The organism is Flavobacterium sp. GSA192 (assembly GCF_006386525.1).
Lineage (GTDB): Bacteria > Bacteroidota > Bacteroidia > Flavobacteriales > Flavobacteriaceae > Flavobacterium > Flavobacterium commune.
Map to the genome: position 1 here is coordinate 365788 of NZ_VAHC01000004.1, position 12105 is coordinate 377892.

Genomic DNA, 12105 nt, shown 5'->3' on the forward strand with positions numbered 1-12105 from the left:
ATGAGTTATTCTAATCCCAAATAAAAGTTAAAGAAAAGCGGTCTCATTTCATTTGAAAAGAGACCGCTTTTTTTAGATTATTTAAAATTCAATCAAATCATTTCACAAAACGGAACATCTCTGAAGCTGCTAATAAAAAAGCACCTACACCAAAATCAGCAGTGGAGTTTTTATCGACAACTTGACCCGGGATGGCTTTTTCGCCTATCGGCTGAACATAGCCAACTGTACCGTCTGCTTGAAGAGCAAAATGAGTTAAATAATTCCATGATTTCTCCACGACAGGCAAATAGGTTGCTTCATCTAAAATTCCGTTATTAATTCCCCATAAATAACCATAAGTAAAAAATGCCGTTCCGCTAGTTTCCGGTCCCGGAGCATGTTCTGCATCTAAGATACTTCTGGTCCAATAGCCTTCTTTTTGTTGGGCTGCTGCCAATGACTTAGCCATATCTTTAAAGCGATTGATGTATTCTTGTCTGTGTTTGGCATTCTTTGGTAAATCCTGAATAATTTTGGCGTAGCCTGCAAAAATCCATCCGTCTCCTCTGGCCCAAAAGTCTTTCTTTCCATTGGCACTTTTATGTTTTGGGTAAACATATTTTGCATCGCGGAAATATAATTTTGCCTCATCGTCATACATAATACTATTAGCATAAGTTAAATACTCATGTAACTTTTCAAGATACAATTCATTCCCCGTTAACTTATACAACTTGGTCATAACCGGCATTACCATATACAATCCATCAACCCACCACCAATAATCATTAGCTGCGGTACTCATTTGATATTCCATCACCTCACGGGATCGGGCAATTTTATGAGCATCTTTTTTTCCTGTATAATTATACAAATCAATATAAGTTTGAAAACAAATTTGCCAATCGCCAAACAAAACATGCTTATCGGTTTCTCCATAATTGTATTTCCATTCGGATTTATTTGTAGATTTAGCTCCCATCCATTGGTTTTTCTCAGCCCAAGCCATAGAATAATCCAGATATTTTTTGTTTTTAGTTACTTTATAAGCTTCCATATTTCCGGTATGATAAGCAGCAACATTCCAGAAAGCGTTACCTAATTCCGGGTGGGAATCCTGCCAATGACTGTTTACTTTATCAATAATAGCAATTACTTCTTTTTTAGATTGCTTTATAGTTACTCCTTGTTTTACTGCGGTACTTTTACAACTAACAACTGCTATAGCGGTCATCAGCACCAAAAGTGTTTTTTTAAAATTCATTGGTTATAGATTAGATTATTATTTTATTATTTTCAATCAGTCAATGTATAAATTTGCAAGAAAAAGATCAAGTTGATTTCCAGAAACTCTCATTCAATATATACTTATTATCTTTCACATTTTGATACTTCTTTTTGAATTCCGAAGGATTCATATCATAAAACTGCTGGAATTGTTTTCTAAAATATTTAATATCACCAAAACCCGCCAATGAAGCTGCCTGACTTATCTGCAAATCGGTTGTAATTAACAAAGTAGCCACTTTTCTTAAACGCACACTTCTTGTGAATTCTGAAACCGACTTACCAGTAATTTTTTTGATTTTTTTATAAACCAATGAATGACTCATCCCTAACTCAAGAGCCAAATCCTGCACATTGAAATTTTCTTGATCTAAATTAGCATCAATCACCTCAACAATTCTATCAATCAACTTCTTATCCTCATCGGATATTTTTGAACTTACAACATTTTTAGTAACAGAATTAAGCAAATAATTCTGTTCACTATCACGTCGGCTAAGTATCCCGTTAATTCGCGCCAACAAATAATCATTATCAAATGGTTTTGTAATATAATCGTCAGCACCTACTTCGGCACCTTTCAGTTTCACCTCTTCCGAAGTTCCTCCGGTAAGCAATATTATCGGGATGTGTTTTAACTCCTCATCAGATTTGACATGTTTACAAAAAGCCACACCATTCATATCGCCCATTACCACATCCGAAATAATTAAATCCGGCTGCACTTTTCTAATTATTTCCAATGCTTTTTCGGCACTTTCGGCAGCTGCAACGCTATATTTAGGCGCTAATATTTTCTTTAGATAATTTCTTATTTGAGGATTATCGTCCACAACTAAAATGCTTTTGGCATCTTTTATTAAGTCTTCTGTAATTTCAGATTCTTGATTATCTTCTAAAACATCTTCCTCTAATGTTTTGTCCTGTAGAAATTCTTCTAAAAACAAAGTTCTGTCACTTAAATCTTCCCGTATTTCAATATCGCCAAAATGTTCTTTTCCTAAAAGCAATCTAATTTCAAAAGTAGCTCCGCCATTTTCATTATCTGCACAACTCACCCTTCCATGGTGCTGATTAACAAATTGTTTTACCAAATAAAGTCCGATACCAAATCCTTTTCGATTGTTTTTAATGTTTTTATTCGATTGATAAAACAGATTGAATATTTTGTCTTTATCAGCATCCGGAACTCCTTCACCGTTATCAACTACGTTTATAACAACCTCATTAGCCACACAACGCAGCTGAACCGCAACCGCACCATTTTCTTTTTCGGTAAATTTTAAGGCATTCGAAATCAAATTAAACAAAGCCATTTCTATCTTTTCCCGATCGGCATAAACAAATACTGATTCTTCAGAAATACTAAAGCTATAGTCTATTTTTTTAGTTTTGGCATGATGTACAAAACAGCTAAAAACCTCTTTAGCCAATTCAACAATATCAATTTTAGCAATTTTGAGTTTTCCGGTCTCGGTTTCGGTTTTTCTAAAAAGCAACAACTGATCTACTAAACTCAATAATCTTCGGGAATTGCTATACACCATTTCTATAGCTCCGGAATCTATTTGCTGCTTATCGCCATAAATAATATCTTTCAGTGGATTGATAATCATTGTCAAAGGAGACCGAAATTCATGAGAAATATTGGTAAAAAAGGTTAGCTTTTTTTCGTTCAATTCCTTCTCCTGTTTGGCTAAATTCTGTGAAAGCTGCACCTCATACTTTAATTGAGCCTGCTTTCTTTGGTATTTATCAACTACATAAATCACAAAAGCAATAGCTAACAAATAAAGGAAATAAGCCAAGGAACTTCTGTACCAAGGTGGCAATACAGTGATGGGCAACGAAATGATTTTAGAATTCCAAATCCCTTCTGCATTTGTAGATTTAATTTTTAAAGTATAATCGCCCTCTGTTAATCTTGAATAGTTGGCACTTCTTATATTATCGACATAATGCCATTGGGAATCCCAACCTTCCAGAAAATAAGCATAAGATATTTTCTCAGGCAAACTGTACTCTAATGCTGCAAATTCTATATTCAGCATCGACTCATCATACGGAAGTTTTAGCTCATCAATTCCAAAAGTGGTTACGCCCGATTCCTCTATAGCCTTGTTATTTACTTTTATCGAAGTAATTACCAGTTTGGGGAAAGCATGAATTTGTGCATTTATTTTGGTATCAATAATATTAAATCCCTTAATTCCTCCGAAAACGATTTCCCCCGTAGAAAGCTTGAGTGCCGCATTGTAATTAAACTGATTGCTTTGAAGTCCGTCAGCATCATGGTAACTGGTTATTTTTCCGTTAGCAGCGTTGTATACAAAAACACCATTATAAGTACTACACCAATAGACTCCCCGTTTATCCCGAATTATATTTAGAACCGAATTATTTGGAATTCCATCAGCCTGGGTTAAAAATTTTCTCTCCAAAGTTTGGGGATTAAAAATCATTAAACCGCCTCCCTCAGTACCTACAAGCATTTTGGTATTAGAAATGGAAACAATGGATCGCACAGGATATTTAATCTCAATTTCCTGACGCTTCAATGTCTTTGGATTGAGTTTAATTAATTTTGTAAAATTTCCTAACCAAAGATTTTCCTGAAAATCCTGTGTCATCGAAATGATTCCGCTAATTTTTGCATCTACAAAATCAAATTGATCAATAGTTGCATTATAACGGTACAATCCCTCTTCATCCGGAGAACCTGCCCACAAAACTCCGTCTTTACTATGAAAAAGTACCCAGATGTTTTTTTGGATAATATTATATTTCAGATTAAAAAGCTGATATCTTTTAAAACTTTGGGTCTGAGAATTAAATAGACAAACTCCTCCTCCATAAGAGCCAAACCAGGTTCCTTTGGCATCTTTTACAATTGTCGAAACAAAATTATTTGCCAACGAATTAGAGTCACTTGGATTATAAGAATAATTAGTAAAAACATTATTCTTTCTGTCCCACAAACTGGCTCCGCCACCATCAGTTCCTATCCATAGATGATTGCCATCCTGTTCACACAACGACAAGATAAAATCACTTGGCAAAGTATTGCTTGTTTTTTCATTTTTAGAAACGGTCGAAAAAGGACTTTTTTTATTTTCAAACCTGTTGACACCTCCTCTTAAAGTACCAATCCAAACCCGATTTTCACTATCAAAATACAAAGACGAAATAGCATTACTATTTAACTTTTCATTCTTCAAACTTGTACTTAATAACGAAAAAGAATCCGAAGTAAAATTGTATTTTACAATACCATTACCATTAGTAGCAATCCAAAGTTCTTTCGAATCGGGTTTATACATTAAATCAGCTATAGGATATCTAATTTCCTGATTGGTATAAATTCGATGCGTTTTATCAAACGTATTGTATTTTAACAAACCTCCATCAATTGCTACCCAAACATTTGAAAATCCATCATAAAAAACACAACCTCCACTCAAAACATCCGGATAAACTACAGTAATTTTTTTTGCGTTTAACTCCATCGTTACAAGTCCTGCACCCTGAATAAACCCCCATAATCTCCCTGATTTATCAAAATCAATTCCTTGAAGATGATAATCCCATTGTAATTTACCGTTTATATAAAGTGGAATCTGGATAATTTTCTTATCCTTATCCGAATAACAAAGCAAACCTCTACCTGCGCTGGCAATATATATTTTGCTTTTATAATCTTTAATTGCATTGATTGCAATACTTATTAACTCATTTTTACCCGTTTTAGGATTCACACAATACCTCGCACTGAACCGGTTAGTGAAATAACTATAAACACTCAAACCTGTTTTTGTACCAACCCAAATCTCATTTTGTGTTCCACAGATACTAACAACTCTGTTATTAATTAACGAATTGGCATCATTCGGTTCATTTCTGTAATTGGAAAAACCATAACCGTCAAACCTACTAATCCCATCATACGTTCCAAACCACATGAAACCTCTCTTGTCCTTATAAACGGAAGTTACCGCATTATTAGCCAATCCATTTTCAATACCAATGTATCCAATGTCATACTTTTCCTGGCTATAACCTGAAACAAGGAACTTAGGTACACGCTGCGAATTAATCGTAAAAGAGATTAAAAGCATTAAAAACAGTAGCACTCTATTTATCAAAATACACTTTGGTTAGTTGGTTAGGAATATTTTTTTAATTCAAATTTAGGGTTCGCTCAAACATCCTTTACATCAGCGTTAAAAAAAGAGCGGTGGTTTAAACACCCTAAAAGTAGAAAAACCTATGAATAAATATCATAGGTTCTCTAAATAAACACAAAAAAAAACCACTAAATTAATTAACTAATGAAATTATATACGAATAAGTATATTTTTTGTCCAATAATCGATACTCATCATGCGGCAAACTTCCCCAGCTATCATCGCCACCCACACCTCTTTGCTTATAATCCAAATGCAGGTAAACTGCTTCCTTAGAATTCAAATCCAAATCAGAAGGATGACGCTGCGATTTACGCTTTCCGGGATCTAAATCTTCTGTTGGGATATTCAATGCACTAAAACCAATAGGCTGAATTCCTTCAATTTTCAATCCTTGCCCCTTATCATTTTTCAATGTCAACCAGCGAACATCGGTTTTATATCCTGATTCCTGTGGACGAATATAATTTCTGGTATATTGATTAATCACCTTATCCGAATAAGTTCCCATAAAAGCAGCTGTATTTCTATCAGAATAATTTTCCCAAGGCCCTCTTCCGTAATAATTCAAATTATCATAAACTCCGTTTAATTTTAAACGCATTCCAAAACGAGGCAACTCAGGCAAATCTTTCCCTGCCATATCAATTGACGCTGTAAGCTTTATTTTTCCATCATTTTGAATCAGATAATTCACCGTATAAGGCACTTCAACCTGAGCCAATTTGTAAACCACTTTAATCAACAATCCTTCGGTAGATTTTTTATCCAAATCAATACTTACCACCGTTGGATTTTTATGAGCTTCCCTCCAAACAACCAGTTTATTTTGCATACCACTTCCAAAATCATTATCCGTTGGAGCTCGCCAGAAATAAGGTGTTGGAAAATTAGAAATCATAGTATTCGCATCACTTTTCAAGGCATATTTCACAATTTCTCCTTTTTGCAAATCAAATGCTCCGCTAACGTTTTCTGTTTCAAAAGAAAGCACTTTATTTTTTTCAGAATACTTCAATTTAGCCGGACTTTTAGAAACTGCAACAGTATTTTGAAAATAATTTCCTTTACCGATTGCAAATTGTGCTCTGGCAACTTCATGCCCTTTTGCAACCAAAGGAACATCGTATTTTGAAAAAGCAAACACATTTACATAGTACTCTGAATTAGAATCCAAAGCTCCTAAATCCAAATGAAATTCTTTAGTTTCTTCAGGATTTACATCCAAATTGAATGTAGCTTCTTTTACTTTCTGCCCATCTTTAATCAATTCCCATTTAAAATTATAATCAGAAAGATTGGTGAAATTGAAATAATTTTTAACCACTAAATCCTTTTCATTTTTCAATTGAAATTGAATGTCCTGATACACTTTTTTAACTTCTAACAAACCCGGGTGCGGAATTCTGTTAGCCGAAACTAATCCATTAGCACAGAAATTTTCATCATTATGTAATTTAGCTCCTCCTAAATCACCCCCGTAAGCCCAGAATTCTACTCCCTTTTCATTTTTGGTTTTCATTCCCTGATCAACCCAGTCCCAGATAAAACCTCCTTGCATGTGTTTGCTACCATGAATAATATCCCAATATTTCTGGAAATTCCCGCTACTATTCCCCATAGCATGTGAGTATTCACACATAATATACGGACGTTTTTTATCGGCTTCAGCATAAGTTTTCATGCTTTTAATACTTGGATACATTGGACACACAATATCAGTATTTTTATTCTCGCCGGCTTGTTCAAACTGAACTGGTCGAGAAGAATCCACCTGTTTCAACCAGTCGTAAGCATCATAAAAAACAGGACCATTTCCACATTCATTTCCTAAAGACCAGATAATAATCGAAGGATGATTTTTATCGAAAGCAAACATTCTTTTGACACGGTCTAAATGTGCCGGCGCCCATTCCGGCAAATAAGCCGGATGTTTTTTCTGATCAAACCAATTTTGCCATTCGGCTCCCATCCCATGCGTTTCTATATTAGCTTCATCAACTACATAAAATCCATACTCATCACACAAATCATAAAAATGAGTATCATGTGGATAATGACACATACGAATTGAATTGATATTGTATTGCTTCATTAACTGAAGGTCTTTTATCATTAAATCCTTGTTAGGCACATGTCCGTTTACATCATCATGCTCGTGAATATTCACTCCTTTTACTAAAATCGCTTTGCCATTAACCAATAATTGAGCGTTTTTGATTTCTACTTTTCTAAAACCTGTTTTTTTAGAAATAATTTCTAACACCTTTCCTTTATTATCCAGTAAAGTGATTGTATATCGGTACAAATTGGGCGTTTCAGCATTCCATTGCTTTACGTTTTCTATTGTTTTTTGAAAACTAATTTTTAATTCTTTCGAACCTACTTTTTTAGTTTCCGAGAAAACAACTTTACCATCATTGTCAAACAATTCTACTTTAACAGCAGGATTTTTTATCTTATTATTTTCGAAAGATTTTAAAGTAACATCCAGATTAAAAATTCCGTTTTTATATTGATTGTCTAAATCACTTTTTACAAAATAATCCCAAACAGTAGTTTTTGGCATTGCCTGTAAATACACATCACGCTCAATACCACTTAATCTCCAAAAATCCTGATCTTCTAGATAACTTCCATCATGCCAACGAAATACTTGTACTGCAATTAAATTGTCTCCTTTTTTCAAAAAAGAAGTAATATTAAACTCGGCCGGAGTTTTAGAAGCCTTGGTCATTCCTACTTCTTTTCCGTTCAAAAACACTCGGGCATAACCTGTAATAGAACCAAAATGAAGGATGATTTCTTTGCCTTTCCAGGAATCAGCAACAGTGAAATTACGACGGTAACTTGCCACAGGATTGTAATCGCCACCTATAAAAGGCGGATTTTTAGGAAAAGGATAGGTAATATTAGTATAAATAGGAATATCAAAACCTTTCATTTCCCAGTTTGAAGGCACAGCAATCTCTTTCCATTTTGAAACATCCAAATCGGTTGCGAAGAAATCCTGCGGTCTTTGTGTTGGATTTTTTACAATATCAAACTTCCAAAGTCCGTTTAAACTTTGATACAATACTGATTTTTGAGGATTATTTTCTTTTAATTCTTCCGCATTACTATACAAAAGAAAAGAACTTCTCCCTGCCTCTTTTCCTCTGTCCAGTATTTGAGGATTCTCCCATTCGTTAGTTTGGGCAAAATTAATCTGTACACCTAAAAGCAAAACAACTGCTAAAAAAACCTTTTTCATCTAACTATTTTTGATTCTTAAATAAAATAGAAAATTGTCATTCCAAAATAGCCTAAAAACACATTAAAAAAACCATCCTAATATTAACCAAAATAAAAACAGTCAGCTAAAATAAGGAATGACAAAAATCCAGATTACAAATTTACACAACCCCACAAAAGACATGAGGGCTAATTTGGCACAATAAAAGGGGTAAATTAGTAAAAACAATAAAAAAACCGCTTTTTAAATACAGAATATCGAATTAATTGCATTTTATATTATTTATATCTCACGAGAAGTACAAGAGCAAATAGAACTTTTAATCTAAAAAATTAATCATTAACCAGAGCTATTTAAAGCAATTATCATAACTTTTTTTGAATTAATTATAAAAAGACAAAAACTAAAAAAAACACTTTTTTCGAAACGCTTCTATATGAAAACTGATATTTTGAAATCCACAAGCGTTAGGATTAATTCTTTTTCAAAATACAGTTTTAAACAAAAAAAGCCTCTTCTTTCGAAGAGGCTTTTGTACCCGGAGCCGGAGTCGAACCGGCACGGTTTCCCACAGGTGTTTGAGACCAGCGCGTCTACCAATTCCGCCATCCGGGCTTAGCAGACAGAGATAATAACAATTATCTCAACGCAATAAAGAAAATTTAATCCGAAGACCAAATGTCTTTTCTTTAACACGGTGCAAATGTAAAAAATATTCTTAAACATTCTAAGAAAAAATCTTAAAATTTTACTTTCACAGTCAAATTAATTTTCTAAATTTGCAGCTCGTTAAAACAGCATATACTAACTAACTCCACCCGAGGCATTTATACATAATCTGGCTTTAAAAAAAGACAAAGCCAAAGCTGTATGGAGCGCAACGGAATAAAAACAACAAATTAAATGTCACAAAAAGAACCAGAAGCTAAAATTTTTGCTTGTTCACAAAGTGTCTATCTAGCTGAAAAAATTTCCGAAGCATACGGCATTCCATTAGGTAAAGTTTCTATGTCACATTATAGTGACGGTGAATTTCAACCTTCTTACGAAGAGTCTATCAGAGGTTTACGCGTATTTATTGTTTGCTCTACTTTCCCTAACACGGATAATTTAATGGAGTTATTATTAATGATTGATGCTGCTAAACGTGCATCGGCCAGACACATTACCGCTGTTATGCCCTACTTTGGCTGGGCAAGACAAGACAGAAAAGACAAACCAAGGGTTCCAATTGGAGCAAAACTAATTGCTAAAATGCTGGAAGCAGCCGGAGCAACCAGAATTATGACCATGGATTTACACGCAGATCAAATCCAAGGGTTCTTTGAAAAACCGGTTGATCACCTTTTTGCTTCAACAATATTCTTACCATACGTAGAAAGCCTTAAGTTAGATAACCTAACAATTGCTTCTCCGGATATGGGAGGTTCCAAAAGAGCTTATGCTTATTCAAAATTCTTAGAATCAGATGTTGTTATTTGCTACAAACAACGTAAAGCAGCCAACATTATCGATACTATGGAATTAATCGGCGAAGTAAAAGGCCGCAATGTTATCCTTGTTGACGATATGATTGACACAGGAGGAACATTAGCAAAAGCAGCCGACTTAATGATGGAAAGAGGAGCATTAAGCGTAAGAGCTATTTGCACTCACGCTATTTTGTCTGGAGGAGCTTACGAAAAAATAGAGAATTCAAAATTAAGCGAATTAATCGTTACCGATTCTATTCCTTTAAAGAAAGCATCAAACAAAATTAAAGTTGTAAGCTGCGCACCACTTTTTGCCGAAGTAATGCAAATGGTGCAAAACAACAATTCCATTAGTGGAAAGTTTATCATGTAACTAAAAAAGTACTTAGTACATAGTCCTTAGTCAAATAGCTAAGAATCAGACTATGAACCAGAGTCCAAAATAAGGACTTGGGACTAACAGCTAAGAACTTAAAAAAAGAGTTTAATTAATAACTATATAAATATTTAAAATGAAATCGATTACAATTAAAGGATCAGAAAGAGAAAGCGTGGGCAAAGTTGCTACTAAAGCCTTACGTAATGCTGGAGCGGTTCCTTGCGTGTTATACGGAGGAGATCAACCAGTTCATTTTTCAGCAGAAGAAAAAGCATTCAAAAACTTGGTTTACACTCCAAACGCTCACACAGTTGTGATCGAATTAGAAGGAAAATCATTCAATGCAATTTTACAAGACATCCAGGTTCACCCAGTTTCTGACAAAATCTTACACATTGACTTTTTTCAATTGTATGACAACAAAGAAATCACTATTGAAGTTCCTGTAAAAATCATTGGTAACTCTAAAGGAGTTATGGCAGGTGGAGATTTACGTATCAACAACCGTAAATTAAAAGTTAAAGCTTTACCAAAAAATCTACCGGATTTCGTTGAAGCTGACATCACTCCTCTTGACATGGGTAACAAATTATATGTTACTAAAGTACCTACACCTGACTTCAAAATCATGCACCCAGATAACACAGTTATTTGCCAGGTGAAGATGTCTCGTGCGGCTATGAAAGCAGCTCAAGAAGCAGCAAAAGCAGCAAAAGCTCCTGCAAAAGGAAAGAAAAAATAATCTTTTTTCACTCATACAAAAAGCATCAATCGAAAGGTTGGTGCTTTTTTTTTGAAACAAATGTCAATAACACAAAATCAATTGCAATGCAAAATAAGTTAATTATTGAAATTGACATTTGAACCTTGTAATTGAAATTTATAGTTATTTTTGCAGCATGTTAAAATGGATCAACCAGTTGTTTTCACCAACAAAAACAGCAGACAAAACAGATTATATGAAGAAATTTCTAATCGTAGGACTAGGAAATATAGGTGCCGAATACGTAAACACACGCCACAATATTGGATTTAAAGTATTGGATTATTTAGCCAAAAAAGAAAGTCTTGACTTCCAAACGGTGAAATTAGGCTCACTAGCCGAATACAAATTCAAAGGAAGAAGCTTTTTTCTTTTAAAACCCAATACTTACATGAATTTAAGCGGCAAAGCCGTACAATATTGGATGGAAAAAGAAAACATCCCACTGGAGAATATATTTGTCATTACTGACGACTTAAACCTGTCTTTTGGAACCATCCGCATCAAACCTAAAGGCAGCGATGGCGGTCACAACGGATTAAAAAACATCAATTTAGTTCTAAACACCAATCAATACACTCGTTTTCGTTTTGGAATCAGTGACGAATTCAAAAAAGGAAGACAAGTAGATTATGTACTGGGCGAATGGAACGACCAGGAAAAAGAAGCACTACCGGAGCGTTTAGAAATAGCTTCCGAAATCATTAAATCTTTTGGAACAGCCGGCTTAGAAAATACCATGACAACATTTAACGGAAAATAAAAAAAAGGCTGGAAATTTTCTCTCCAGCCTTTTTCAATTT

Annotated in this window: 6 protein-coding genes and 1 tRNA gene; 3 read left to right on the forward strand and 4 right to left on the reverse strand. The window is 34.3% G+C overall.

Features of this window, described 5'->3' with window-relative positions; genetic code table 11:
- Window positions 1-97: 97 nt before the first annotated feature.
- The 4 genes from FDM27_RS10500 to FDM27_RS10515 form a co-directional block, all read right to left on the reverse strand.
- Window positions 98-1246: a glycoside hydrolase family 88 protein gene (locus tag FDM27_RS10500; RefSeq protein ID WP_140486313.1), complete on the reverse strand. Its 1149-nt coding sequence runs from the start codon at window positions 1244-1246 to the stop codon at window positions 98-100.
- A gap of 67 nt (window positions 1247-1313) precedes the next feature.
- On the reverse strand, window positions 1314-5384 hold the full coding sequence (locus FDM27_RS10505; protein WP_140486315.1) for a response regulator: 4071 nt from the start codon (window positions 5382-5384) through the stop codon (window positions 1314-1316).
- Between the two features lie 202 nt (window positions 5385-5586).
- The gene (locus FDM27_RS10510) at window positions 5587-8706 is read right to left on the reverse strand and encodes a glycoside hydrolase family 2 TIM barrel-domain containing protein (RefSeq protein WP_140486317.1); all 3120 of its coding nucleotides are present in this window, start codon (window positions 8704-8706) and stop codon (window positions 5587-5589) included.
- Window positions 8707-9223: 517 nt separating this feature from the next.
- A tRNA-Leu gene (locus tag FDM27_RS10515) sits at window positions 9224-9303 on the reverse strand.
- Between the two features lie 288 nt (window positions 9304-9591).
- Between FDM27_RS10515 and FDM27_RS10520 the strand changes: the two genes are divergently transcribed.
- From FDM27_RS10520 to pth, 3 genes are all read left to right on the forward strand, one after another.
- Complete coding sequence (locus tag FDM27_RS10520; RefSeq protein ID WP_140486319.1) at window positions 9592-10533, forward strand: ribose-phosphate pyrophosphokinase; 942 nt, start codon at window positions 9592-9594, stop codon at window positions 10531-10533.
- Window positions 10534-10672: 139 nt separating this feature from the next.
- The gene (locus tag FDM27_RS10525) at window positions 10673-11281 is read left to right on the forward strand and encodes a 50S ribosomal protein L25/general stress protein Ctc (protein WP_071184160.1); all 609 of its coding nucleotides are present in this window, start codon (window positions 10673-10675) and stop codon (window positions 11279-11281) included.
- A gap of 157 nt (window positions 11282-11438) precedes the next feature.
- On the forward strand, window positions 11439-12065 hold the full coding sequence (gene pth / locus FDM27_RS10530) for an aminoacyl-tRNA hydrolase (RefSeq protein ID WP_071184161.1): 627 nt from the start codon (window positions 11439-11441) through the stop codon (window positions 12063-12065).
- The last annotated feature ends 40 nt before the right edge of the window (window positions 12066-12105 follow it).